This window comes from Actinokineospora lacus, assembly GCF_053813445.1.
The window spans coordinates 497,555-521,450 of sequence record NZ_JBQERA010000003.1; the positions used below are offsets into that span (position 1 = coordinate 497,555).

Genomic DNA, 23,896 nt, shown 5'->3' on the forward strand with positions numbered 1-23,896 from the left:
ACAACGCTACCCACGACGAGGGGCCGCCCCCACTCGGGACGGCCCCCTCGACGGGTGGTTCTGAGTGTTCGTTTACTCAGCGCTCGTTTATCAGCGCTCGGCGAGTGACTTGTAGTCGCGCACGGTGTGGCCGGTGTAGACCTGCCGCGGGCGGCCGATCTTGGTGGCCGGGTCGTTCATCATCTCGCGCCAGTGGGCGATCCAGCCGGGGAGGCGGCCCAGGGCGAACAGCACGGTGAAGAACTTCGTCGGGAAGCCCATCGCGCGGTAGATCAGGCCGGTGTAGAAGTCCACGTTCGGGTACAGCTTGCGCTCGACGAAGTAGTCGTCGGCCAGCGCGTGCTCCTCGAGCTGCTTGGCGATGTCGAGCAGCGAGTCGTCGCCGCCGAGCTTGCCGAGGATGTCGTCGGCGGTGCGCTTGATGATGGCGGCGCGCGGGTCGTAGTTCTTGTAGACCCGGTGGCCGAAGCCCATCAGCTTGACGCCGTCCTCCTTGTTCTTCACCCGCCGCACGAAGCTCTCGACGTCGCCGCCGGTGTTGCGGATGCCCTCCAGCATCTCCAGCACCGCGCTGTTGGCGCCGCCGTGCAGCGGGCCGAACAGGGCGTTGATGCCCGCGGAGATGGAGGCGAACAGGTTGGCCTCCGACGAGCCGACCAGCCGCACGGTGGAGGTCGAGCAGTTCTGCTCGTGGTCGGCGTGCAGGATGAACAGCAGGTCGAGCGCCTTGACCAGGGCCGGGTCCAGCTCGTAGTTCTCGGCGGGGAAGCCGAAGGTCATGCGCAGGAAGTTCTCCACCAGCCCGAGGGAGTTGTCCGGGTAGAGGAACGGCTGCCCGACGGACTTCTTGTAGGCGTAGGCCGCGATGGTGGGCAGCTTGGCCAGCAGCCGGATCGTGGAGATCTCGACGTGGTTGGAGTCGAAGGGCTTGAGGCTGTCCTGGTAGAAGGTCGACAGCGCCGACACCGCCGAGGACAGCACCGGCATGGGGTGCGCGTCGCGGGGGAAGCCGTCGAAGAACCGCTTCAGGTCCTCGTGCAGCAGGGTGTGCCTGCTCACCTTGTGGGTGAACTCCTCGAGCTCGGTGCGCGAGGGCAGCTCGCCGTAGATCAGCAGGTAGCTGACCTCCAGGAAGCTGGAGTGCTCGGCCAGCTGCTCGATCGGGTAGCCCCGGTAGCGCAGGATGCCCGCGTCGCCGTCGATGTAGCAGATCGCCGACGAGCAGGCGGCGGTGTTGACGAAGCCGGGGTCGAGGGTCACCAGGCTGGTCTTGGCCAGCAGCTTGCCCACATCGATGCCCGAGGTGCCATCGGTGGCCGGGACCACCTTCATCTCGTGCTCCCCGCCGGGGTGGCGCAGGATGGTGGTCTGCTCGGTGCCGGTGGGCACAGCGGTCCCGTCGGGCATGCAAGTACCTCTCACACTCGGACAGGGCGGTGTGGTGTCGGCCGAGCCGGTGCGGGCCTGGTCGGGTGCGATCCGCGGCAGGATCATCGCCGTGGTGCAGCACCGCCCCGTTGGGGTCCTGAGCCCCCTACGCTAGTGCGCCGCGCACAATCCGGACAGCCGTGAACCCATGGGACAGGCACTGTTGGGACACGCATCACAGGCCCTCACGGCACATCCGGGTCGCCGGTGAGCGCCAGGCCACCCAGCAGGAGGTCGGAGAGGGCGGCGAAGGCCTCGGCGTCGGACACCTCGGCGCGGCGCCCGAGCACCCCGGTCTGGATGCCCTCGATCAGCCAGCCCGCCATCTCCCCGACCAGCCGGGCGTGCACGTCGCGGAACAGGCCGTCGGCGACGCCCTCCTGGATGAACGTCCGGATGCGGGCCGCGGCGGCCTGGGCGTTGCGCTCGTAGACGGCCTGGGTGGGGGCGAAGGCGGCGACGTCGGCGACGAAGCGCGCCGACGCCGCGGCCAGCTCCTCGGCGGCGCCGTGCAGGTACCCGGCGATCCGGCCGCGCGCGTCCCCGGCGTCGGCGACGCGCTTCTCCACCCGCTCGGTCGCGGTGCGGAAGAAGCGGCTGACCACGCGCAGGGCCAACTGCTCCTTGCTGGGCGCGAGGGCGTAGAGGGTGGACTTGGAGCAGCGCAGGCGGGCGGCGAGGTCGTCGAGGGTGAACTGGGCGAAGCCCTCGCGGAGGAACAGCGCGTGCAGCTCCGCCAGGACGGTGGCCTGGCGGGCGGTGAGCGCGCGCTGGTTCGGCATCTCCGCCAGCGTATTGCAGTACTGTGAAGTGTCCTGCAGTACTGCGCGCCGTATCGCCGAATGGAGTCATGCCGTGCCTGCCGAGCGTCTCCTGCCCAGCACCGAGGCCGAGGACCTGCTCAAGCTGACCCGTGAGATCGCCCGCGACGAGCTGGCCCCGCTGGCCTCGTCGTACGAGGAGGAGGGGCGGTTCCCCCGGGAGCAGTTCCGGCTCCTGGGGCGCAGCGGTCTGCTGGGCCTGCCCTACGCCGAGCGCTGGGGTGGGGCGGCGCTGTCCTACGAGGTCTACCTGCAGGTGCTGGAGGAGATCGCGGCGGCGTGGATGTCGGTGGGCGTCGGCCTGTCGGTGCACACTATGTCCTGCTACGCCCTGGCCGACCACGGCACCGACGAGCAGCGCGACCGGTTCCTGCCGGACATGCTGGACGGCGACCTGCTGGGGGCGTACGCGCTCTCGGAGTCCCACGCGGGCTCCGACGCGTCGGCCCTGTCGACCCGGGCGGTGCGCGACGGGGACGCGTACGTGGTGACCGGGACCAAGGCGTGGATCACCCACGGCGGCCAGGCGGACTTCTACACGACGATGGTCCGCACGGCCGACACCGGCGGCAAGGGCATCAGCTGCCTGCTGGTGGACGCCGCCACTCCCGGGCTCACGGCGGCCGCCCCGGAGCGCAAGATGGGCCTGACCGGCTCCACCACCACCCAGATGATCTTCGACGGGGCCCGGGTGCCCGCCGACCGGCTGCTGGGCGAGGAGGGCTCCGGGTTCAAGATCGCGCTGACGGCGCTGAACTCGGGCAGGCTGGGCATCGCGGCGTGCGCGGTGGGCCTGGCCCAGGCGGCCCTGGACGAGGCGGTGGCCTACGCGTCCGGGCGGCAGCAGTTCGGGCAGCGGGTCATCGACTTCCAGGGGATGGAGTTCCTGCTGGCCGACATGGCAGCCGCGGTCGAGTCGGCGCGGGCCACGTACCTGGAGGCGGCCCGGCGGCGGGACCGCGGGCTGCCCTTCGTCCGCCAGGCGTCCATCGCCAAACTGGTGGCCACCGACGCCGCCATGAAGGTCACCACCGACGCGGTCCAGGTCCTGGGCGGGGCCGGGTACACCCGCGACTTCCCGGTGGAGCGGTACATGCGCGAGGCCAAGGTCCCCCAGATCTTCGAGGGCACCAACCAGATCCAGCGCGTGGTCATCGCCCGAGCCCTGAAGAACGGCTAGCCCCAGCCACCTCAGAGCGGGGCAATCCCCAAGCGCCACGCGAGCCCGCGCAGCTCCCGGCCCCCGGCGTCCCGGCGGGCGGATGCGAGGACGCCCGCCACCGCCTCACGGGCGTAGACGGTGGCGCGGAGCTGCTGAGGCGCGACCTGCTCGGCGCGAACGAGGGCGGCGATGCCCTGCTGTCGTGTCCCGCGTTCGACGAGCAGCGCCCGGCTGTAGTCGGCCCAGAACGCGCCGCGGCGGGTGGCGGGCATGTCGTCGAGGTGCACGGACTTGGCGGTGTCGTGGACCTACGCGCATTGGCCGGTCTCGACCCCGATGGCCACGCGCCAGATGGCGACGTTGGCCCGCCCGGCCGGCATGAGCCCAGCGGGCCACGGGCTGACGTCCGCCTCGATCGTGTCGGCGACCGCGGAAGAACCCCGAGGCAAAGGGGGTCACGCACACCGCCAAAGCCGACCGCGAACCTACGATGACGCCATGTCGATCAGCGATGTCGCCGCCGACCTCGACGCGGCGGCCGACATGATTGACGCAGGCACAGCGATCTTGTCGCGCGTGGTCGCGGCCTGGGACGAAGCGATCTCCGTGGCCGCTGCCGCCACCGCAGGCAGCTCCCAGCCGGAAATCGTCCAAGCACTGGCCCTGTTGACCCAAGCCCGACAAAACCTGGCGAGCATCCTGCAAACGGCGCGATCGGCGAAAGACAGCGCCCACGCCTACCGCGTACACCTGGCAGGAGGCGGCTCACCGTCTACAGCGGCAATGACGCCACCCACGACTTCCACGCCACCACTAAATCCTGTGCCTTCACCAACAGTGGTCAACCGCCACGGCGACCGGTACCCCGAGGACGCGCTTCCCTATAGCGATGACCTACCGGCGCGGGTGCGGCGAGGTCAGCGCAACTCGCCGATGACCGGAATTGTCGAGGTCGGCGGACGCTTCTTGGGTGAAATCTCGGCCACCACCACCGACATTTGGACCGAAGAGGTCGCTCGCCGCACCCAAAGGCTCGGCCTCACCGATCCGACCGTCCGCGTACTCTACAATCACGTCGAGATGAAAACCGTCGCAATGATGATCCGATCCGGGGCAACTCATGCCCGCATCGTGATCAACCACGCGCCATGTGGGTCCGAACCCAGGGCCGGAAAAGGCTGTGATGCCTACCTGCCCGAATTCATTCCCGCCGGAAGCACTCTGACCGTTCTGGGCACAGACCGCAACGGCAATCCATTCCGTCGCGACTACACAGGGAAGGCCAGCGAGTAATGCACGAGATACTGGAGAACGCGTTTCTGCATGTTGACGAACTTCCCGACGACCTCGATCTCGTCGCCGAAGTCAAAGCACTGAACGATCAAGGAGTCGAGATACCGTGGCTGTGGGCGATCGCGACGGGGTCGACCGCCCCGAGATCACCTGACCAGAAAGCACTCGGCTTCGGGATCAACAACACCATCGGCGCTCTCGACTGGGCCGAAGGAGACACTCGGCTTGTCCCCCGAGACGGCACGAACACCGAGTGGACCGTCTACCACCTTGCCGGGATGCACGACGCACCGATCCCGCCCCATGCGGAAGTTCCCGCCGACACCGTTTACGCCGTGCTCGCCGAGTTTCTCCGAACCCGGTCCCGGCCAACCTGCATCGAATGGACCGACAGCGCGGACATCACCTCTCTGCGCTCGGCCTCCGAAAGCGACGCGCCGTAGGAGCGCACGCGCCGACCGATGCTGGAGTCGTCGAGGTCCACGAGCGGCCCCTTCGCTGAGGTCCTTGGCCGTGTTCCAAGCCAGGGTGGTTCGACTGTCGTGGCTGTTAGGGCTCGTGGGCCAATCAGCGCCCAACCCTGACCAATCCGTGCCCAGCGGAGTTTGTCCTGGTCAAGCTCGACCAGGACGCAAGCCGCCCTGCTAGAGGCTCTGCACGCGGGTGGTCATCGCCAGAGCGTTCAAGACCGGCCGACAAAGCGTCAGCCTTCACTGTACTGTTCGACGTGTGCTGACCTGTGAGACCCGGGAGGCCGCGCTCGCCCGACTCGGGCGGGCGCTGGCCGACCCGACGCGCTGCCGGATTCTCGTCGCGCTGCTCGACGGTGTGAGCTACCCCGGCAAGCTGGCCGCCTGCCTGGGGCTCACTCGGTCCAACGTGTCCAACCACCTGTCGTGCCTGCGCGGGTGCGGGCTCGTCGTGGCGACCTATGAGGGCAGGCAGGTGCGGTACGCCATCGCCGACCCACACCTCGCCCTGGCGCTGCGCGAACTGGTCCGGGTGGTCCTCGCGGTCGACCCGGAGTGCGCGTCATGAGCGCCGGGTGCTCGTGCTGTTCGGGGCCGGTGCTCGTCGACGCCCGGCGGGTGGTGCTCACCCGGCGGGTTCGGCTGCTGGTGGGGGCGACGATCGCCTACAACGTCGTCGAGGCCGTCATCGCGATCGCGGCGGGGACGGTGGCGAACTCGACGGCGCTGGTCGGGTTCGGGCTGGACTCGGTGATCGAGGTCGCGTCCGCGGTGGCGGTGGCGTGGCAGTTCTCCAGCGCGGAGCCGGAGAAGCGCGAGCGGGCCGCGCTCAAGGTGATCGCGGTGTCGTTCTTCGCGCTGGCCGCCTTCGTGGGCGTGGAGTCCGTGCGGGCGCTGGTGACCGGCGAGGTGGCGCGGCACTCCTCGGTGGGGATCGGGCTCGCGGCGGTGTCGCTGGTCGTCATGCCGGTGCTGTCCTACGCCCAGCGGCGGGCGGGCCGCGAACTCGGGTCGGCCAGCGCGGTGGCCGACTCCAAGCAGACGCTGCTGTGCACGTACCTGTCCGCGGTCCTGCTGGTCGGCCTCGTGCTCACCAGCCTCTACGGCTGGCACTGGGTCGACCCGCTCGCGGCGCTCGCCATCGCCGCGGTCGCCGCCCGGGAAGGGTGGCTTGCGTGGCGAGGCGAGCACTGCTGCTGAGCGGTCAGGGCCGGTAGTAGGGGTCCGCGGTGACGCCGCGGCCCGCGGTCTCGTCGTAGTGGTAGACCTCGCGGCCGGAGACGAAGACGCGCATGGCGCGGCTCATCACGTCCAGCGGGTCGCCGGACCACAGGACCAGGTCGGCGTCGAGGCCCGGGGTCAGCGAGCCCACCCGGTCGTCGAGGCCCAGGATCTCCGCGGGGTTGCTGGTGATCGTGCGCAGGCCCTCGGCCGGGTCGAGGCCCTCCTTGACCGCCAGGGTCACCTGGTGGACCAGGAAGTCGATCGGCACCACCGGGGCGTCGGTCGTGATCGCCACGCGGATGCCCGCGCGGGCCAGGATGCCGGGGTTGCGCAGGTGCCGGTTGCGCAGCTCTACTTTGGACCGCGTGGTGAACAGCGGGCCGATGATCACCGGGATGTCGCGCTCGGCGATGGTGTCGGCGATCAGGTGGGCCTCGGTGCCGTGGTTGAGGACCAGGCGGTAGCCGAACTCCGCGGCCAGGCGCATCGCGGTGGCGATGTCGTCGGCGCGGTGCGCGTGCTGGCACCACGGGGTCGTCCCGTCCAGGACGCCCGCCAGGGCCTCCAGGGTGAGGTCGCGGTCGAAGGGCTTGCCCTCCTCGGCGGCGTGCGCGCGCCGGGCGACGTAGTCCTGGGCCTTCGTCAGCTGCTCGCGGATCACCGCGGCGACGCCGAGGCGCGTGGACGGCATGGTCTTCTTCTCGCCGTACACGCGCTTGGGGTTCTCCCCGAGGGCGCTCTTCATGCTGACCGCGTCGCGAATCAGCATCTCGTCGACCGTGCGGCCCCAGGTCTTGAGGGCGACGGTGTGCCCGCCGATGACGTTGCCCGAGCCGGGCTTGACGACGACGGTGGTCACCCCGCCCGCGAGCGCGTCGCGGAAGCCCTCGTCGGCGGGGTTGACCGCGTCCAGGGCCCGCACCTTCGCGGTGACCGGGTCGGTCATCTCGTTGGTGTCCTGCCCCGCCCAGCCCTCGGCCTCCTCGTGCACGCCGAGGTGCGCGTGCGCCTCGACGAAGCCGGGCAGCACCCACGAGCCGGAGGCGTCGACGATCTCGGCGCCGTCGGGGATCTCGACGTCCTCCGCCGTGCCGACGGCGACGATCTTGTCGCCCTCGATGAGCACCGTCCCCCCGTGCACCGGCTTTCCGATGACGGGGACCACATATCCACCAGTTACAGCAAGAGTCACGCGTCCGACACTAGTGGGGCGATCCCCCACGAGCCGCTCCACACCGCGCCGGGCTCGAGGTGGAGCAGGTCCACACCGGAGTTGAGCGCGTCCGGCGGGCAGGTCATCGGCTCGATGGCCATCGCGCGCCCCTCGGAGCGTCCGGGCCAGGACGGCGGGGTGAAGACCTGCACCCAGCGGAAGTCCGGCTCGGCCCACACCTCGACGCCGCCGCCGTCGCCGCGCAGCCAGTGCCGGATGAGGCCGTCGGCGTCGGGGACGCAGCCGCCGAAGGCGTCGTCGAGCTTGAGCGGGCGCACCGGGGCGCCGGTGTTGAAGGCCGGGTCGATGGCCACCTGGCCGTTGGTCGGGACCATGCGCTCGGGGTCGAGGGGCAGGTGGGTGGTGGCGGCCAGGCGCAGGCGGCACTCGTCGGCGTCGGCCTTGCCCGCGCGCGGGTACGGGTGCGTGCCGACCCCGAAGGGCATGGTCCGCGACCCCTCGTTGGCCACCTCGTGGGTGACGGTCAGGCCGCGGCCGTCGAGGGCGTAGGTGATGGCGGTGCGGAACGGGTGCGGCCAGCCGGGGCGCTCACCGACGGAGACCTCCAGGCGCAGCGTCGCGGGGGCGTGCTCGGCGACGGTCCACAGCTCGGTGCGCACCAGCCCGTGGATGGCGTTGCCGCGGGCGGGCTCGGTCATCTCCAGCTCGCCGCCGGGCCACACCGCGCCCGCGACCCGGTTGGGCCAGGGCACCAGGACCGACCCCGACCCCATGGGCGGCGCCTCGTCCTCGGGAAACGTCTCGGTGTAGTGGGTGCCCGCGACGGAGAATTCCCGCAGCGTCGCCCCGTTCGTCGTGACGACGGCCCGCGCGTCGCCGAGGGTGATCTCGAGGTGCTCGCCCGATGGTGCGCTCATGTGCCCAAAGCCTACGGTGATCACCGCGCGCGGGCACCGGGCGCACCGGGGAATCCCATTTCCGCGGACGAATCCGCAAGTGTTTCGGCGCGCGCGGATCGGGCATCATGGATGGATGAGCCGACCGGATGCGGTGCGGTTTTTGCGCACCGAGGCCACGATGGCGTTCCCCGAGGGGCGGCTGCTCGCGCTGCGCGAGGCGCGGCTGCACGTGCTGGCGCCCGACGGCTGGGACCGGCTGGGCCGGGGGCGGCCCGCGGGGGCGCGGTGGGTCAGCCGCGAGGAAGCCGAGGACTGGCTGGAGCGCGAAGGGTGGGACCCCGCACTCCTCGACGCCGTTCCCGGCGACTAGGCCGCGTTTCGGATGTGGGGCGCTAGCCGCGGTTGGAGCGGGTGCCCAGCAGGACGTCCTCCCAGGACGGCACGATCGGGCGGTTCTTCTTGGACTTGGCCCGGCGCGGCGGTTCGGCCTTGCGGGCGGGCTCCTCGATCAGGGCTTCCTGGTCGGGCTCGGTCGGCGGGGCCAGCTCGAAGTCCTCGACGAAGTCCTGCTGGGAGCGCGCCGTGGCCTCGGTCGGGTCCGGCTCGCCCGATGCCGAGATCGAGGCCGAGATGGGGGCAGGCTCCCGGGCCGGGGCGTGCTCGTACACCGGGGCGGGCACGGGCTGCGCGGGCTCGATTTGTGCAGGCTCGATTTGTGCAGGCTCGACTGGCCCGGACTCGATGGGCGCGGGCTCGCCCGGTGCGGACTCGCCCGGTGCGGACTCGGTTGACGCGGACTCGGCGACCGGCACGGCGGCGGGCTCGGCGAGTTCGAAGGGCTCGGCGGGCTCGTGGACCGGCGGCGGCTCGTGGGCGGTCGACGGCTCCACGGACACGGGCTGGTACACCACCGGCGCGGTCTGGTAGGCGACCGGGCGCTCCGCGGGCGGCTCGTAGACCGGGCGCTCGTCGGGCACGGCGACGTCGACGGCGCTAACCTCCAGCGACGACGCCTCCAGCGCCGCGGGCTCGGGGCGCGACGGCAGCAGCGTGGGGTCCAGGTTCAGCGCCGCCTGGGCCAGCTCGGTCACCGGGCGCACGGTGCGCAGCTGACGGGTCGGCTGCGGGTCGAGCAGGTCATGGGCGTGATCGTCCAGCGGGCTCACGGTGCCGCCGTGGGCGCCGGGGTGGAAGCCCCAGTGCGCGCGGTTGACCGAGCGGCCCGCCTGCCAGCACAGCTCGACGATCCACTTGCCGTCGTCACCGCGCCAGGAGTCCCAGGTCGCGGCGGTATAGTCCTGCCCGCGCAGGGTGAACGCGTGCAGGCAGACCTCGCCCAGGGTCTGCAGGTCGGGGCCGTCCTCGCGGACGGGGTGGGCGCGCTGGGCCAGGTCGGCCGTGCGCGCGCGCTCCAGCAGGACCGGGTACGCGAAGCGCTCCACCTTGGCGCTGGGGATGCCCGCGACCTCGGCGACCTGATCGACGGATTCACCCGCACGGATGCGGGCCTGGATCTCACGAGGACGCATCTGGCTCTCCAGCTCAATCTCGATCTGGCCGAGTCGGGTGACGTCCCCGCGGGCGGCAGCCCTCAGTCGCTCATCGGCCGGGAGCGAGAAGCGCTCACCGCGCGCCGGGTCCTCGCAGATGACGGTCTTGCCGCCATCAGCGAGTCCGACGACCCGCAGCGCGCGCATCGCGACCCTCCCGTACGACGTGAGCAGACATCACTCGCCAGCGTCCCACGGTAAATCGGCGATTAGCCTTGACGCGCTAGGCGCGCCGCGATCCCCGTGACATCCTCTCGTGATCTTGCCGTATCCGTACCCCTGCCCGCATCCCCAAAGTCAGGCCAGGCGCTCGACCACCCAGTCGACCGCGCGAGTGAGGGTGGTCACATCCGCGGGCTCGATGGCCGGGAACATCGCCACCCGCAGCTGGTTGCGGCCCAGCTTGCGGTACGGCTCCACGTCCACGATGCCGTTGGCCCTGAGGACCTTGGCCACGACCGCCGCGTCGACCGAGTCGGCGAAGTCGATGGTGCCCACGACCTGGGAGCGGTGCGCCGGGTCGGCCACGTACGGCGAGGTGTAGCCGGTCTTCTCGGCCCAGCCGTAGAGGCGGTCGGAGGAGTCCTTGGTGCGCGCGACGGTCCAGTCGAGCCCGCCGTTGGCCAGCATCCAGTCGATCTGCTCGGCCAGCAGGAACAGCGTGGCGACGGCCGGGGTGTTGTAGGTCTGGTCCTTCAGCGAGTTCTCCAGCGCCACCGGCAGCGACAGGAACTCCGGCACCCAGCGGTCCGACGCGCCGATCTCGGCGACCCGCTCCAGCGCGGCCGGGCTCATCAGCGCCAGCCACAGGCCGCCGTCGGAGGCGAAGGACTTCTGCGGGGCGAAGTAGTAGACGTCGAAGTCGGCGGCGTTGACCGGCAGGCCGCCCGCGCCGGAGGTGGCGTCGATGGCGACCAGCGCGCCCTCGGACCCCGTGGGCCGCGACACCGGCACCGCGACACCGGTGGAGGTCTCGTTGTGCGCCCAGCCGACGAGGTCGGCGCCCTCGGCGTAGGTGATCGCGGGCGCGCCGCCGGGGTCGGCGGAGACCACGATCGGGTCGGCCAGGAACGGCGCGCCCTTGGTGACCTTGGCGAACTTCGAGGAGAACTCGCCGTAGGTGAAGTGCTGCGAGCGCTCGCGCACCAGGCCGAATGCGGCGGCGTCCCAGAACGCCGTGGTGCCGCCGTTGCCCAGCACGACCTCGTAGCCCTCGGGCAGCCCGAACAGCTCGCGCAGACCCGAGCGCACGCGCCCGACCAGGGACTTCACCGGCTTCTGGCGGTGCGAGGTGCCCATCAGCGCCGCGCCCTGGGCGGCCAGCGCGGCCAGCTGCTCCGGCCGGACCTTCGACGGCCCGCAGCCGAAACGGCCGTCGGAGGGCCGCAGGTCGGCGGGCAGCTCCAGGGTGCTCGGGTCGACGGTCTGGGTCATCGATGGCGCCTTTCGCGTGCGTGTACTGGGCGAGCCCCGACTGCGTTGGCGTGGCCCGCCCAGTCTTACACCTCTAGCTGATACCGGAACGCCACCCCTGCGCGTCCACGCCGCCGGGAACGGCCTCCGGAGTGCCGTACGGCTGCCTGGTGAAGACGAAGGTCGCCAGGTCGAAGTGGCTCGGGCGGCCCTCGGCGTCGCGGCGCAGTTCCAGCGTCTCCCCTGCGTAGTAGCCGTCCAGCCCGGTCCACCTGTCGGGACCGGCCGGGCGGAAGCGCGAGGCGCGACCGCGCCCGGCGACCGGGGCGAGGTTGAGCCAGCGGTCGGGGAGCAGCTTGAGCAGGTATGGAGTCGGGCCCCAGTGCCACAGCCCGGTCAGCTCCAGCAGGGCCGGGTCGTGCTCGGCCAGCGGCGCCCACTCCCGGGGCAGCGCGGGCTCGTGCTGCTCGACGAGGTTGATCAGCTCGGCGGCCATCCCGCCGGCGGCGACCCCGGAGGTGGTGTTCGTGGCGACGAACGCGCCGGTGCCGGTGCGCTCGTCGACCAGCACCATGGCCAGGAAGCCGGGCATCGACCCGCCGTGCCCGGCCAGGCGCCGCCCGCCGACCCGCATGGTCTGCAGGCCCAGGCCGTAGCCCGCGGTCCACTCGTCGGCGTCGTCGACGTGGGCGGGCTCGCGCATCTCCGCGACGGTGTCCGGGTGCAGCACCCCGCCGGTGTCGCCCGCGATCAGCCGGGTCCACCTGGCCAGGTCGGTGGGCGTCGACCAGAGCTGGCCCGCCGGGGCCATCGCGCCCGCGTCCGGGGCGGGCTCGGGCAGCAGCACGTCGGCGAAGGGGTGCACTGCCCAGCCGTCGGCGGCGGGCGCCTGCGGGTGCGGGGTCGTGCGGGTCATGCCGAGGGGCTGGAGGACCTCGGCGTTGAGCGCGTCGAGCCAGGACATCCCCCGCTGGCGGGCGACCAGCTCGCCGAGCACGCCGTACCCCACGTTCGTGTAGTGGAACCGCGCGCCGCTGCGGTGCCTGAGCGCGTTCTCGGCGAGGCTCTTCTCCAGCGCCGCCCAGTCCCCGCCGGGCGCGCGCTCCCACCAGTCGCCGGGGGACTCGCTGGTGAGCCCGCCGGTGTGCGCGAGCAGCTGGGCGATGGTGACCCCGCCGAAGGACGTCCCCGGCACGTGGGCGTCCAGCGGGTCGTTGAGGTCGAGCCTGCCCTCATCCCGCAGCCGCATGACCAGCACCGCCACGAACGTCTTGGTGATCGACCCGATCCGGTACTGGGTGTCCACCGTCGGCGCCCGCCCGCCCACCGTCCCCCGCGCGCCGAACCAGGCCAGGTCGCCGTCGCGCACCACACCCGCGGTCACCGAGGGAGCACGACTGTCAGCCTGCTCCGCGGCGACGCGACGCAGCAGGGCGAGTTCAGTGGTCTGCAGCATGGGGAGAATTGTCGGTCATAAAACAACCGCATAAGCCCCAGCCCCCACGAGCGTCATCGAGGTCGCGGCAGCCGGCCCACGAACGCGGGCGCCAAGGCCCGCACCCGCTGCTCCGGGACGCTTCCAGCGAGCGCACGAACCGCCATCTCCACACCGGGCGTCCTGGCCCCGCCGAAGAGGTCGCGGAGATAAGCGAGCCCTTGCGATGCGACTTCGCCCACCCGCTCATGGGACAGCAGCGCCTCGAACACACCCGCCACCGCAGTCGGGGTCGACGTCATCATCAGCCGGAGCACGTCGCCCGCGTCCTTGCCGGAAAGCCGCTCCGGGCTCCCGAGCCGTTCGTGGATCTTGAAGCTCTTGGCCGTCAGCAGCGCGGAGGGGCCTGCCACGTTGACGTCGACGGCCCGCTGGTCCTCCACGTCGAGTGCCGTGAGAAGCCGCCTCGCCGGTTCGCCGTGCGACGGTCGCAGGGTGAGAACACCGTCGTCCGCAGTGATCTCCCAGTCGGCTCCGAGCAGTCGGGTCAGTTGGCTGACACCAGCGTCAACCAACCGCTCCTGAGACGACCAGCCATCATCCACCGCTACACACTGTCACTATCAAGTACAGTGCGTTAAGATTTTTGCCTGAATCCCGGGTTTTACCGAACCAGGCAACAAGCTGTTTCAGGCAACTCCTAGCGCAGCGGGGTGACCGTGGACCAGCCCTCGACCTCGTCCGGGGTGCGGGGGGCGGGGCCGATGTAGGAGGCGGCGGGGCGGACGAGGCGGCCGGTGCGCTTCTGCTCCATGATGTGCGCGCACCAGCCCGCGGTGCGGGCGCAGGTGAACATGGCGGGCATCATGTGCGGGGGGACCTCGGCGAAGTCGAGGATGACCGCGGCCCAGAACTCGACGTTGGTCTCGATGGCGCGGTCGGGGCGGCGCTCGCGGAGTTCGGCCAGGGCGGCCTGCTCCAGGGCGGCGGCGACCTCGTAGCGCTCGGCGCCCAGTTCCTGGCAGGTGCGGCGGAGCACGCGGGCGCGGGGGTCCTCGGCGCGGTACACGCGGTGGCCGAAGCCCATCAGGCGCTCGCGGCGGTCGAGGATGCCGCGGACCACGGCGCGGGCGTCGCCGGTGCGCTCGGCCTCGGCGATCATCGGCAGGACGCGGGCAGGGGCGCCGCCGTGCAGCGGGCCGGACATGGCGCCGATGGCGCCGGACATCGCCGCGGCCACGTCGGCCCCGGTGGAGGCGATGACGCGGGCGGTGAAGGTGGAGGCGTTGAGGCCGTGCTCGGCGGCGGAGACCCAGTAGGCGTCGACGGCCTTCACGTGGGCCGGGTCGGGCTCGCCGCGCCAGCGGGTCATGAAGCGCTCGGTGATGGTGGTGCACAGGTCGACCCGGCGCTGGGAGACCGCGGGCTGGTGGATGCCGCGCGCGGACTGCGCCACATAGGACAGCGCCATGACCGAGGCGCGGGCGAGCTGGTCGCGGGCGTCGTCGTCGGTGATGTCCAGCAGCGGCTCGTAGCCCCAGATCGGGGCGAGCATCGCCAGGCCCGCCTGCACGTCCACGCGCACATCGCCGGAGTGGACCGGGATCGGGAAGGGCTCGGCGGGCGGCAGGCCGGAGCCGAAGCGGCCGTCGACGAGCAGGGCCCACACATCGCCGAAGGTGACCCGGCCCGCCAGGTCCTCGATGTCCACACCCCGGTAGCGCAGCGCGCCGCCGTCGCGGTCGGGCTCGGCGATCTCGGTGCGGAAGGCGACGACGCCCTCCAGCCCGGGACGGAAGCCGTCGTCGGTGGTGAGTTCCTGCACCGCGTTGTGCATCGGTCCGCCTTTCCCGCCATGCCCACGCGCGGCGCCACCAATCCGAGGTCACCGAGGCGGTTCCGCGCGGCCGGATGACAACCATGCTCCCCGCGCGCGAGGTTAGCAATCGTTCACGCCGGTGTCTTCGGTCACGATCCAGTGGAACGATCCAGCGACCCCTGAGCGGGGTGGGGTGGCTGGTGTCACCGTCTGGGCGGTTCCCGTTCATCTGGAATACCCGTACCGTCGCTGACACGTGCGGTGACCCCCACCTGGATGGAGAGCCCGATGGCGGACGGCCCTGACATCACGCTGGAACTGCCGAGCATGCGGGTCTCCTATGAGACAGGCGCCCTCAGCGAGGCGGAGTTGGCCGACACGTGGCACACCCAGCTGCAGAACTGGCTCGACGACGCCCGCAACGCCGGGCTGGCCGAGCCGAACGCCATGGTGCTGGCGACCGCGGGCGCCGACGGCATGCCCTCCTCCCGCACCGTGCTCGCCAAGGGCCTCGACGCCCGCGGCCTGGTGTTCTTCACCAACTACACCTCCGCCAAGAGCCACGACCTGATGGCCGCCCGCTACGCGTCGGCGACCTTCCCCTGGTACGGCCTGCACCGCCAGGCGACCGTGCGCGGGACCGTGGAGAAGGTCAGCCCCGCCGAGACGGCCGCGTACTGGGCCAAGCGCCCCCGCGGCTCGCAGCTGGGCGCCTGGGCGTCCCCGCAGTCGATGGTGGTCAGCGGTCGAGGATCGCTGGAATCCGCGCTGGCCAATGTGGAGCGCCGCTTCGCCGACGGCCGGGCCGTGCCGGTGCCGCCGCACTGGGGCGGCTGGCGCATCCAGCCCGAGGTGGTCGAGTTCTGGCAGGGCCGCCGCGACCGGATGCACGACCGGCTGCGCTTCAAGCTCTCCCGCGACGGCTGGAAGGTCGAGCGCCTCGGGCCGTGACGGCCACCGCGAAAATCACCGGGTGCCGATTCGTTAGCTGTCCTAAGCTCATGAGCCGTGACCGTTGAGGAGCGCCCGCGCGGACTGCTGAGCCGGGCGCTGATCGATATCCGCCCGCTCAAGATCCGGGACTACCGCAGGCTTTGGCTGTCCACGGCGATCACCGCCGTGGGCAGCCAGCTCACCGCCGTCGCCGTGCCCAAGCAGGTCTACGACCTCACCGGCTCGTCGGCGTGGGTCGGGCTGACCGGCGCGGTCGGGCTGGTGCCGCTGCTGGTCTTCGGGCTCTGGGGCGGGGCCATCGCCGACGCGTTCGACCGGCGCGTGGTGCTCATCATCAGCAACACCGGGGTCGCGGTGACCTCGGGGCTGCTGTGGCTGCAGGCGTTCGCGGCCGTCGACTCGGTCTGGGTCGTCCTCGTGCTCCTGGGGCTGCAACAGGCCTTCGTCGCGGTCAACATGCCCACCCGCAGCGCCGCGGTGGCCCGGCTGGTGCCCCTGGAGCTGCTGCCACCGGCGAACGCGCTCAACTTCACCACCTTCACCTTCGGCATGGTCTTCGGGCCGCTGGCCGCGGGCGCGCTGATCCCCGTCCTCGGCCTGTCCACTTTGTACTTGATCGACACCGTCGCCCTGGTCCTGGCGCTGGGCCTGGTGTTCCTGCTCCCGCCGATCCGGCCGGGGGCGAACGCGACGAGCCGGGCCGGGCTGCGCGACATCGTCGACGGGTTCCGCTACCTCAGCGCCCGCAAGCTGCTGCTGGTCAGCTTCCTGGTCGACATCATCGCGATGGTCGCGGGGATGCCGCGCGCGCTGTTCCCGGAGATGGCCGAGCGCACCTTCGGCGACCCGCCCGGCGGCGGCATCGCCCTGGGCTGGCTGTTCGCCGCCATCCCGATCGGCTCGGCGCTGTTCGGGGTGTTCTCCGGCTGGTTCGCCAGGATGACGCGGCAGGGCGCGGTGATCACCGTGTCGGTCATCGTGTGGGGGCTGGCGATGGCCGCGTTCGGCCTGACGTCCTCGCTGTGGCTGGCCGCGGTCTTCCTGGCCATCGGCGGCGGCGCCGACCTGGTGAGCGCCGTGCACCGCAGCTCGATGCTGCAGACCGAGGCCACCGACGAGATGCGCGGCCGGATGCAGGGCGTGTTCACCGTCGTGGTCGCGGGCGGGCCGCGCGTCGCCGACATCCTGCACGGCTGGGGCGGCGCGGCGATCGGCCCGGCGATGGCCGCCACGGTGGGCGGGCTGCTGGTCGTGGTGCTGACCCTGGTGACCGTCGCCGCGGTCCCGGCGTTCTGGCGCTTCCGGTTCGCCCCGAAAGAGCACTGACCGGCGCGGCCTGCCCACGCCGGTCAGGCCGCGCCAGGCCGTGTTTCAGATGTGGAGCACGGCCTAGACGAGGGATTCGCGCCAGCGGGAGTGCAGGGCGGCGAAGCGGCCCGAGTCGGCGATCAGGTCCGCCGGTGTGCCGTCCTCGACCACCCGGCCGTCATCGATGACCAGCACCCGGTCGGCGATCAGGACCGTCGACAGGCGGTGGGCGATGATCAGCGCGGTGCGCTCGGCCAGCACCGACTCCAGGGCCGCCTGCACCGCCCGCTCGGTCGGGATGTCCAGGCTGGAGGTGGCCTCGTCCAGCACCAGCACCGCGGGGTCGGCCAGGAACGCGCGGGCGAAGGCGACCAGCTGGCGCTGGCCCGCGGACAGCCGCCCGCCGCGCTTGCGGACGTCGGTGTCGTAGCCCTCGGGCAGGCGGGAGATGAACGCGTGGGCGCCCACCGCGCCCGCCGCCGACTCGATCTGCGCGCGGGTCGCGCCCGGCCGACCCAGGGCGATGTTGTCGGCGACCGAGCCCGCGAACAGGAAGTTCTCCTGGGTCACCATGACCACCGCGGCGCGCAGCTCGGCGTCGGCCAGCTCGGCGAGGGGCACGCCGTCCAGGCGCACCGCGCCCGAGGTCGGGTCGTAGAAGCGGGCCATGAGCTTGGCCAGCGTCGACTTGCCCGCGCCGGTCGGGCCGACCAGCGCCACGGTCTGCCCCGCCGGGATCGCCAGGTCGAACTCCGGCAGCACGACCGGGCCCTCCGCCGAGTACCGGAACGCCGTGCGCTCGAAGGCGACGGCGCGCCCGGGGGTGCCGGGGCGCTCGGGCAGCGGGCGCGGGTCGGCGGGCTCGCGGACGTCGGGCTCCTCCTGCAGCAGGCCGGAGATCTTCTCCAGCGCGGCGGTGGCCGCGGAGTAGGCGTTGGCGAACATCGCCATCTCGTCGAGCGGGTCGTAGAAGCGGCGCAGGTACAGCAGGAACGCCGTGAGCACGCCCAGCTCCAGGCCGCCGCCGACCACCCGCCACGCGCCGAAGGCCAGCACCACCGCCAGGCTGAGGTTGCCGACCAGCCGCACGCTCATGGTGAACCACGCGACCACGCCGAGGGCCTCGCGGTTGGCGTCGCGGAAGCTGCCGTTGAGCACGCCCATGATCGACTCGTTGCGCTCGGCCCTGCGGAACGCCTGGACCGCGCGCATCCCGTTCATCGTCTCCACGAACTGGACGATGATCTTGGCGATGGCGCCGCGGGTGTGCCGGTACGCGGCGTTGGAGTTGCGGAAGAACCAGCGCGCGGCCAGCAGCAGCGGGATGAACCCGGCCAGGACGAACAGCGCCAGCGGCACGTCGAGCACCAGCAGCAGCACCGCGATGCCCACGATGGACAGTCCCGCCGACAGCAGGCCGTCGATGCCGTTCTCCAGCAGCTCGTCGAGGGTGTCGACATCGCTGGTCAGCCGGGAGATGACCTTGCCGGAGGTGTAGGACTCGTGGAAGGACAGCGACAGCCGCTGGGCGTGCCGGAAGATCCGCTTGCGCAGGTCGAGCAGCAGGTCCTGGCCGATGCGCCCGGACAGCCGCAGGAACGTGTAGCGCGCCCCCGCCGAGCCGACGCCGGTGACGAGGTAGCCGCCGACGCACCACGCCAGCACGGTGGTGTCACCGCCGACGGCCTGCGGGATGCCCGAGTCGATGGCCACGGCGATGAGCAGCGGACCGGCCAGGGCGAGGGCGTTGTCGATGATGATGAGCAGCAGCGCCAGCAGGGCGGCGGCCAGGTGCGGGCGCAGCAGGGTGCCCAGCAGGGCCCGCGAGCGCGCCTGCAGGCGCAGCGTCGTGCGCTGGGTCGGGTTCTCGGTGTCCTCGGCGGCCACGCCGCGCCAGGACTCCTCGTCGGCGCTCATACTGTCGTCCGTTCGTTGTCCATTGTGGACAGCAGGCTGCGGTAGGCGGCGTTGGTCGCCAGCAGCTCGGTGTGGGTGCCGACGGCGGTGATCCGGCCCCCGTCGAGCAGCGCGACCCGGTCGGCCAGCTGCACGGTGCTCGGCCGGTGGGCCACGACCAGCGCGGTGACCCCGCTGAGCACGGTGCGCAGGGCGTGCTCGACCTCGGCCTCGGTCTGCACGTCCAGCGCGGAGAGCGGGTCGTCGAGCACCAGCACCCTGGGCCTGCCCACCACGGCGCGGGCCAGGGCGAGGCGCTGTCGCTGCCCGCCGGACAGCGACAGGCCCTGCTCGCCGATGCGGGTGTCCAGGCCCCAGGGCAGCTCGCCGACGAACTTCTCCGCCTGCGCGACCCGCAGCGCGGTGCGCACGTCGTCGTCGCAGGCGCCCGGCGCCCCGAGGCGCACGTTCTCCGCGACGCTGGCCGAGAACAGCACGGCCTCCTCGAACGCGGTGGCCACGGCGGTGCGCAGCTCCTCCAGCGGCACGTCGCGCACGTCGACCCCGTCGACGGTGACCCGCCCGCCGGTGACGTCGGCCAGCCGGGCGACCAGCGCGGTCAGCGTCGTCTTGCCCGACCCGGTCGGCCCGACCAGGGCGACGGTCTCGCCGGGCCGGACCTCCAGGTTCACCCCGGCGAGCACGTCGGCGCCCGCGTAGGCGAAGTGGACGTCCTCGAAGCGCAGCGTGCCCGCGCCGTCGGCGGGCAGGTGCCTGGGCTCGGCCGGGTCGGTGATGGTGACCTCGGCGTCGCGGACCTCCCAGTACCGCTCGGCCGCGGTGGCGGTCTGGTTGGTCTCGGCCAGCAGCCAGCCGATCGAGTCCACCGGCCAGCGCAGGTACACGGCCACGGTGATGCCCGCGATCAGCGTGCCCACGGTCATCGAGCCGTTGGCGATGCCCAGCGAGCCCACCAGCAGCTGCGCGGCGATCCCCAGCTCGGGCAGCACGATGATCGACGCCCACAGCAGCGCCAGCACCCTCATCTTGGCCAGCTCGGTGCCGCGCAGCTCACGGGCCTGCGCGGCGAAGCGCTTGGCCAGCTCGGGGCCGCGGCCGAACGCCTTGAGCACCCGGATGCCCAGCACGGACTCCTCGACCGTGGTGGCCAGGTCGCCCTCCTGGTCCTGGGACCGCCGCGAGAGCACCGCGTACTTCGACTCGAACAGCGTGGAGATGAGGACCAGCGGCGCCGAGCAGACCAGGGTGATCAGGCCCAGCAGCGGGTGCAGGTAGAACAGCACGCCCAGGCCGATGACCATGGTCAGGGTGTTGACCACCAGGAAGATCCCGGCGAAGGCGATGAACCGGCGGATGGTCGAGAGGTCCGACACCGCCCGGGAGAGCAGCTGCCCGGACTGCCACTGGTCGTGGAAGGAGATGGGCAGCCGGTGCAGGTGCGAGTACAGGTCGGCGCGCAGCTCGGCCTCGACCCTGGTGCTCGGCCCGGCGATGAGCTTGCGGCGGGTGAAGAACAGCACCGCCTCGGTGGCGCCCAGCAGCGCGACCACGGCCACCATCCACAGCAGGTCGCCGGTGTCGCCCTGGGCGACCGGGCCGTCGAGGATGCGCTGGATGACCAGCGGGATGGCCAGGCCGCACACCATCGAGACCAGCACCGCCGAACCCGAGCCGATGAGCCTGCCGCGAACGGGCCGCAGGTACGGGCCCAGCCGCGCGATCGCGGCCAGGCCGCCGCGTTTCGGTTCGCTCTCCACGCACTCCCCCAAGGCAGGTCGACGCTCGACCGTACGCCGGACCCGGCAGGCCCGTCATCCGAGTTTCGATCGTGCGACCTCGTCCGCGGTGGAGGTCAAGGCCCGCCGAAGATGATGAACGGCAGCGCCACCCACCCCGCGAAGATCCCGGCCACGACACCGAAGGCGACCCACCGCCAGACCGGCACCGCGCGGGTCAGCCAGACCGAGGGCAGCAGCCCGGCGGTCACCACGACGTTGGCGCCCAGGGCCAGCAGCGGCGAGGTCTCGTTCAGCGTGGACGCCAGGGTCACCACGGCGAACACCACCAGCACCAGCGCGAACGCCGAGACCAGCAGCCCGGTCCCCCACGGCGTCGGCTCCGCGCTCACCGGGGCGGGCGGGGCCGGCACGGTCGCCCCCGGGTCCACCACCGAGACCTCCCCGGTCACCGGGTCGACGTAGCCGACCGGCGTGCCCAGCGCGTCGGCGACCTGGCCCACCAGCCGCAGGCCGCGGCGGGAGACCACCGACCCGGCCGAGTCCGGGTCGGCGTCGCCGACCGCGGCGGCGACCTTCGCCCACTCGTGCAGGTCGGCGACCAGGTCCGCGTCCAGCGACAGGGTGTCGAGGTCGATCTCCCTCTCATGACCGGCCTTCTCATGACCGGCGCTGCTCTGACCGGCGCTGCCCTGACTGACGCTGTCATGGCTGGCGCTGTTCTGACCGGCGGCGTCCCGACCGACGAGCACGGCCCGCTCATCCCTGGCGCGCAGTTCCACCCGCTGCTCCTTCGGTGAGTGCGTAGAACGCGACCGCGCCCGCGGTCGCGACGTTGAGCGAGTCGACGGCGCGCGACATCGGGATGCGCACGGTGGCGTCGGCGGCGGCCAGCGCCGCCTCGCTGAGCCCGGGGCCTTCCGAGCCGAGCAGCAGCGCCACCCGCTCCCCCGGCCGCACAGCGGTGGACAGCGGGACGGCGTCGGCGCGCGGGGTCAGGGCCAGGACCCGGAAACCGTTGTCCCGCAGCAGCTCCAGCCCATTGGGCCACGGCTCCAGCTGGGCGAAGGGCACCGCGAGCACGTGCCCCATCGACACGCGCACGCTGCGGCGGTAGAGCGGGTCGCTGCAGCCGGGGGCGAGCAGCACGGCGTCGACGCCGAGGGCGGCGGCGTTGCGGAACAGCGCGCCCAGGTTCTCGTGGTCGCCGACGCCCTCCAGCACCGTGACGGTGCGCGCGGTGGCGATCAGGTCGGGCACCGGGACCGGCGTCGCGCGGTCGGCGGCGGCGAGCACGCCGCGGTTGAGGTGGAAGCCGACGGCCTCGGCCATCACCTCGGCGGTGGTCGCGTACGCCGGGACGTCGTGGCCCGCCAGGTCACCGGCCAGCGCCTCGATGCGCCGGGACACGCCCAGCAGCGCGCGCACGGGGTAGCGGGAGGCGAGCAGGCGCTGCACGACGACGACGCCCTCGGCGATCACCAGGCCGCGCCCGCCTGGGCGGTCCGGCCTGCGGTCGGCCGTGGTGAGGTCGCGGAAGTCGTCAAGCCGCGGGTCGGCGGGGTCCGCCACCTCGATCACCTGCGCCACCCGCGAAGTGTCGCACGCCATAGCCGACGGGCCCAGGCGCGCCTTCGTTCGCGCAGCGTGACATCGAGATAACGCACTGCACCAATTTGGCCGCTAGCAAGCAAGTCCGCCCTATGCGAACGTTGGCCTCCCGCGCAGGTTCCGGCTGACGAGCCGGGCAGACGGGAGGGCGGCATGGGCCAGGACGTAGCGACCGAAGCGGGCGGGCTCGACCGACAGCGCTATCGGGCGAAGATGCGGCGCTGTCTGGACGCGCTGGGGCGGATGCTGACCGAGGGCGGTTTCGACGCCGCGCCACCGCAGATGGGCATGGAGATCGAGCTGAACCTGGTCGACGACGACCTGCGGCCCGCGATGCTCAACACCACCGTGCTGGAGAAGATCGGCGATCCCTGCTACACCCTCGAACTCGCCCAGCACAACCTCGAACTCAACGTGCCGCCGAGACCGCTGAGCGGCACGCAGTCGCTGGAGCTGGAGTCCGAGCTGCGCCAGTCGCTGGCCGGGGCCTCGCTCAAGGCCCAGGACGCGGGCGCGCGCCTCGTGGTCATCGGCACCCTGCCCACGCTGCGCGCCGAGCACCTGGAAGCGCGCTGGCTGACCCAGAAAGGCCGCTACCACAGGCTCAACGAGCAGATCTTCGCCGCGCGCGGCGAGGAGATGGTGCTGAACATGGAGGGCACCCCGATGCCGGGGCGCCGGGCCGAGAAGTTGCGAAAGATGCAGGACTCGATCCTGGCCGAGGCCGCGTGCACCTCCACCCAGCTGCACCTGCAGGTGCCGCCCGAGCAGTTCGCCGCCAACTGGAACGCCGCGCAGTGCCTGGCCGGCGTGCAGGTCGCCATCGCGGCCAACTCGCCCTTCCTGCTGCGCAAGGCGCTCTGGCACGAGACGCGCATCCCGCTGTTCCTGCAGGCCACCGACACCCGCCCGGAGGAGCTGAAGAACCAGGGCGTGCGCCCGAGGGTGTGGTTCGGCGAGCGGTGGATCACCTCGATCTTCGACCTGTTCGAGGAGAACGTGCGCTACTTCCCCGGTTTGCTGCCGGAGCTGGACGACGAGGACCCGCTGGAGGCGCTCGACCGCGGCCACCCGCCCCGCCTGAGCGAGCTGCGCCTGCACAACGGCACGATCTGGCGGTGGAACCGCCCGGTGTACGACATCAGCGACGACGTGCCGCACCTGCGGGTGGAGAACCGGGTGCTGCCCGCCGGGCCGACCGTGATCGACATGGTGGCCAACGCCGCGTTCTTCTACGGCGCACAGCGGGCACTGGCCACACAGGACCGTCCGCTGTGGACTCAGATGTCGTTCCAGGCCGCCGAGGAGAACCTGCACGCGGGCGCGCGGCACGCGTTCGGCAGCCAGCTGTACTGGCCGGGGATCGGCTGGGTGCCGCCGGACGAGCTGGTGCTGCGCAAGCTGCTGCCGATGGCGCACGAGGGCTTGGCCGACTGCGGGGTCGCCGACACCGCGCGCGAGCGGTTCCTGGGCGTCATCGAGGCGCGCTGCCTGGCGCGGCGGACCGGGTCGAGCTGGCAGCGGGAGACGGTGTCGACCCTGGAGGCGCGCGGGCTGGACCGGGAGGCGGCGCTGGCGGCGATGCTGCGGCGCTACATCGAGCTCAGCGAGGCCGGTGACCCGGTCCACACCTGGCCCTCGGTGTAGCGCCACCGACGCGAGTGGGCCCCCGCTTCCGGACG

At 71.9% G+C, this 23,896-nt stretch carries 23 protein-coding genes; 9 read left to right on the top strand and 14 right to left on the bottom strand.

Features of this window, described 5'->3' with window-relative positions; genetic code table 11:
• Nucleotides 1-90: 90 nt before the first annotated feature.
• Complete coding sequence (locus ACTG9Q_RS10400; protein ID WP_455572456.1) at nt 91-1,407, bottom strand: citrate synthase; 1,317 nt, start codon at nt 1,405-1,407, stop codon at nt 91-93.
• 206 nt (nt 1,408-1,613) lie between these two features.
• Complete coding sequence (locus ACTG9Q_RS10405) at nt 1,614-2,210, bottom strand: TetR/AcrR family transcriptional regulator (RefSeq protein ID WP_455572457.1); 597 nt, start codon at nt 2,208-2,210, stop codon at nt 1,614-1,616.
• Nucleotides 2,211-2,283: 73 nt separating this feature from the next.
• Here ACTG9Q_RS10405 and ACTG9Q_RS10410 point away from each other — a divergent pair, with 73 nt between their 5' ends.
• Nucleotides 2,284-3,429 (top strand): acyl-CoA dehydrogenase family protein, encoded by a 1,146-nt coding sequence (locus ACTG9Q_RS10410; RefSeq protein ID WP_455572458.1) that lies wholly within the window; start codon nt 2,284-2,286, stop codon nt 3,427-3,429.
• Between the two features lie 11 nt (nt 3,430-3,440).
• On the opposite strand, the gene ACTG9Q_RS10415 is transcribed toward ACTG9Q_RS10410, so the two are convergent.
• Nucleotides 3,441-3,698 (bottom strand): hypothetical protein, encoded by a 258-nt coding sequence (locus ACTG9Q_RS10415; RefSeq protein ID WP_455572459.1) that lies wholly within the window; start codon nt 3,696-3,698, stop codon nt 3,441-3,443.
• A gap of 211 nt (nt 3,699-3,909) precedes the next feature.
• On the opposite strand from ACTG9Q_RS10415, the gene ACTG9Q_RS10420 reads away from it, so the two are divergent.
• From ACTG9Q_RS10420 to ACTG9Q_RS10435, 4 genes are all read left to right on the top strand, one after another.
• Nucleotides 3,910-4,704, top strand: coding sequence for a DddA-like double-stranded DNA deaminase toxin (locus ACTG9Q_RS10420; RefSeq protein WP_455572460.1), 795 nt, complete (start codon nt 3,910-3,912; stop codon nt 4,702-4,704).
• Nucleotides 4,704-5,147, top strand: coding sequence for an Imm1 family immunity protein (locus tag ACTG9Q_RS10425; protein ID WP_455572461.1), 444 nt, complete (start codon nt 4,704-4,706; stop codon nt 5,145-5,147). The genes ACTG9Q_RS10420 and ACTG9Q_RS10425 overlap by 1 nt, the downstream gene beginning before the upstream one ends.
• A gap of 286 nt (nt 5,148-5,433) precedes the next feature.
• Nucleotides 5,434-5,742, top strand: coding sequence for a Cd(II)/Pb(II)-sensing metalloregulatory transcriptional regulator CmtR (cmtR, locus tag ACTG9Q_RS10430; protein WP_455572462.1), 309 nt, complete (start codon nt 5,434-5,436; stop codon nt 5,740-5,742).
• The gene (locus ACTG9Q_RS10435; RefSeq protein ID WP_455572463.1) at nt 5,739-6,374 is read left to right on the top strand and encodes a cation diffusion facilitator family transporter; all 636 of its coding nucleotides are present in this window, start codon (nt 5,739-5,741) and stop codon (nt 6,372-6,374) included. The genes cmtR and ACTG9Q_RS10435 overlap by 4 nt, the downstream gene beginning before the upstream one ends.
• 4 nt (nt 6,375-6,378) lie before the next feature.
• Here ACTG9Q_RS10435 and ACTG9Q_RS10440 read toward each other — a convergent pair whose 3' ends face one another.
• On the bottom strand, nt 6,379-7,590 hold the full coding sequence (locus tag ACTG9Q_RS10440; protein ID WP_455572464.1) for an amidohydrolase: 1,212 nt from the start codon (nt 7,588-7,590) through the stop codon (nt 6,379-6,381).
• A complete protein-coding gene (locus tag ACTG9Q_RS10445; protein ID WP_455572465.1) occupies nt 7,587-8,489 on the bottom strand; it encodes an aldose 1-epimerase family protein in 903 nt (300 codons plus the stop codon). Before ACTG9Q_RS10445 ends, ACTG9Q_RS10440 begins: the two co-directional genes overlap by 4 nt.
• A 115-nt stretch (nt 8,490-8,604) precedes the next feature.
• On the opposite strand from ACTG9Q_RS10445, the gene ACTG9Q_RS10450 reads away from it, so the two are divergent.
• Nucleotides 8,605-8,841, top strand: a complete 237-nt coding sequence (locus ACTG9Q_RS10450; RefSeq protein ID WP_455572466.1) for a hypothetical protein — start codon at nt 8,605-8,607, stop codon at nt 8,839-8,841.
• A gap of 22 nt (nt 8,842-8,863) precedes the next feature.
• Here ACTG9Q_RS10450 and sepH read toward each other — a convergent pair whose 3' ends face one another.
• The 5 genes from sepH to ACTG9Q_RS10475 form a co-directional block, all read right to left on the bottom strand.
• Nucleotides 8,864-10,168 (bottom strand): septation protein SepH, encoded by a 1,305-nt coding sequence (sepH, locus tag ACTG9Q_RS10455; protein ID WP_455572467.1) that lies wholly within the window; start codon nt 10,166-10,168, stop codon nt 8,864-8,866.
• Nucleotides 10,169-10,318: 150 nt separating this feature from the next.
• On the bottom strand, nt 10,319-11,455 hold the full coding sequence (serC, locus tag ACTG9Q_RS10460) for a phosphoserine transaminase (protein WP_455572468.1): 1,137 nt from the start codon (nt 11,453-11,455) through the stop codon (nt 10,319-10,321).
• Nucleotides 11,456-11,528: 73 nt separating this feature from the next.
• Nucleotides 11,529-12,890 (bottom strand): serine hydrolase domain-containing protein, encoded by a 1,362-nt coding sequence (locus ACTG9Q_RS10465; RefSeq protein WP_455572469.1) that lies wholly within the window; start codon nt 12,888-12,890, stop codon nt 11,529-11,531.
• Nucleotides 12,891-12,943: 53 nt separating this feature from the next.
• Nucleotides 12,944-13,474: a hypothetical protein gene (locus tag ACTG9Q_RS10470; RefSeq protein ID WP_455572470.1), complete on the bottom strand. Its 531-nt coding sequence runs from the start codon at nt 13,472-13,474 to the stop codon at nt 12,944-12,946.
• A gap of 95 nt (nt 13,475-13,569) precedes the next feature.
• Nucleotides 13,570-14,706 carry a citrate synthase 2 gene (locus ACTG9Q_RS10475; protein WP_455572471.1) on the bottom strand — a complete coding sequence of 379 codons (1,137 nt, stop codon included), beginning with the start codon at nt 14,704-14,706 and terminating at the stop codon, nt 13,570-13,572.
• Between the two features lie 270 nt (nt 14,707-14,976).
• Between ACTG9Q_RS10475 and pdxH the strand changes: the two genes are divergently transcribed.
• Both pdxH and ACTG9Q_RS10485 read left to right on the top strand, forming a co-directional pair.
• Nucleotides 14,977-15,639, top strand: a complete 663-nt coding sequence (gene pdxH, locus ACTG9Q_RS10480) for a pyridoxamine 5'-phosphate oxidase (protein WP_455572472.1) — start codon at nt 14,977-14,979, stop codon at nt 15,637-15,639.
• A gap of 57 nt (nt 15,640-15,696) precedes the next feature.
• Entirely contained in the window at nt 15,697-16,968 is a 1,272-nt protein-coding gene (locus ACTG9Q_RS10485) for an MFS transporter (protein WP_455572473.1), read from the top strand.
• Between the two features lie 63 nt (nt 16,969-17,031).
• On the opposite strand, the gene ACTG9Q_RS10490 is transcribed toward ACTG9Q_RS10485, so the two are convergent.
• The 4 genes from ACTG9Q_RS10490 to ACTG9Q_RS10505 all read right to left on the bottom strand — a co-directional run bounded on the left by ACTG9Q_RS10490 (nt 17,032) and on the right by ACTG9Q_RS10505 (nt 22,214).
• Nucleotides 17,032-18,867 (bottom strand): ABC transporter ATP-binding protein, encoded by a 1,836-nt coding sequence (locus ACTG9Q_RS10490; RefSeq protein ID WP_455572474.1) that lies wholly within the window; start codon nt 18,865-18,867, stop codon nt 17,032-17,034.
• Nucleotides 18,864-20,624 (bottom strand): ABC transporter ATP-binding protein, encoded by a 1,761-nt coding sequence (locus tag ACTG9Q_RS10495; protein ID WP_455572475.1) that lies wholly within the window; start codon nt 20,622-20,624, stop codon nt 18,864-18,866. Before ACTG9Q_RS10495 ends, ACTG9Q_RS10490 begins: the two co-directional genes overlap by 4 nt.
• 95 nt (nt 20,625-20,719) lie before the next feature.
• Nucleotides 20,720-21,385, bottom strand: coding sequence for a DUF2537 domain-containing protein (locus ACTG9Q_RS10500; RefSeq protein ID WP_455572476.1), 666 nt, complete (start codon nt 21,383-21,385; stop codon nt 20,720-20,722).
• The gene (locus tag ACTG9Q_RS10505; protein ID WP_455572477.1) at nt 21,363-22,214 is read right to left on the bottom strand and encodes a TrmH family RNA methyltransferase; all 852 of its coding nucleotides are present in this window, start codon (nt 22,212-22,214) and stop codon (nt 21,363-21,365) included. Before ACTG9Q_RS10505 ends, ACTG9Q_RS10500 begins: the two co-directional genes overlap by 23 nt.
• A gap of 153 nt (nt 22,215-22,367) precedes the next feature.
• On the opposite strand from ACTG9Q_RS10505, the gene ACTG9Q_RS10510 reads away from it, so the two are divergent.
• Entirely contained in the window at nt 22,368-23,861 is a 1,494-nt protein-coding gene (locus ACTG9Q_RS10510) for a glutamate--cysteine ligase (protein ID WP_455572478.1), read from the top strand.
• Nucleotides 23,862-23,896 lie beyond the last annotated feature (35 nt).

Excerpts from the sequence above, each read along its gene's own strand:
- ACTG9Q_RS10400 (WP_455572456.1), bottom strand. The coding sequence starts at position 1,407 with ATGCCCGACGGGACCGCTGTGCCCACCGGCACCGAGCAGACCACCATC.
- ACTG9Q_RS10405 (WP_455572457.1), bottom strand. The coding sequence starts at position 2,210 with ATGCCGAACCAGCGCGCGCTCACCGCCCGCCAGGCCACCGTCCTGGCG.
- ACTG9Q_RS10420 (WP_455572460.1), top strand. The coding sequence starts at position 3,910 with ATGTCGATCAGCGATGTCGCCGCCGACCTCGACGCGGCGGCCGACATG.
- ACTG9Q_RS10425 (WP_455572461.1), top strand. The coding sequence starts at position 4,704 with ATGCACGAGATACTGGAGAACGCGTTTCTGCATGTTGACGAACTTCCC.
- ACTG9Q_RS10435 (WP_455572463.1), top strand. The coding sequence starts at position 5,739 with ATGAGCGCCGGGTGCTCGTGCTGTTCGGGGCCGGTGCTCGTCGACGCC.
- ACTG9Q_RS10445 (WP_455572465.1), bottom strand. The coding sequence starts at position 8,489 with ATGAGCGCACCATCGGGCGAGCACCTCGAGATCACCCTCGGCGACGCG.
- ACTG9Q_RS10450 (WP_455572466.1), top strand. The coding sequence starts at position 8,605 with ATGAGCCGACCGGATGCGGTGCGGTTTTTGCGCACCGAGGCCACGATG.
- sepH (WP_455572467.1), bottom strand. The coding sequence starts at position 10,168 with ATGCGCGCGCTGCGGGTCGTCGGACTCGCTGATGGCGGCAAGACCGTC.
- serC (WP_455572468.1), bottom strand. The coding sequence starts at position 11,455 with ATGACCCAGACCGTCGACCCGAGCACCCTGGAGCTGCCCGCCGACCTG.
- ACTG9Q_RS10465 (WP_455572469.1), bottom strand. The coding sequence starts at position 12,890 with ATGCTGCAGACCACTGAACTCGCCCTGCTGCGTCGCGTCGCCGCGGAG.
- ACTG9Q_RS10475 (WP_455572471.1), bottom strand. The coding sequence starts at position 14,706 with ATGCACAACGCGGTGCAGGAACTCACCACCGACGACGGCTTCCGTCCC.
- pdxH (WP_455572472.1), top strand. The coding sequence starts at position 14,977 with ATGGCGGACGGCCCTGACATCACGCTGGAACTGCCGAGCATGCGGGTC.
- ACTG9Q_RS10490 (WP_455572474.1), bottom strand. The coding sequence starts at position 18,867 with ATGAGCGCCGACGAGGAGTCCTGGCGCGGCGTGGCCGCCGAGGACACC.
- ACTG9Q_RS10505 (WP_455572477.1), bottom strand. The coding sequence starts at position 22,214 with ATGGCGTGCGACACTTCGCGGGTGGCGCAGGTGATCGAGGTGGCGGAC.
- ACTG9Q_RS10510 (WP_455572478.1), top strand. The coding sequence starts at position 22,368 with ATGGGCCAGGACGTAGCGACCGAAGCGGGCGGGCTCGACCGACAGCGC.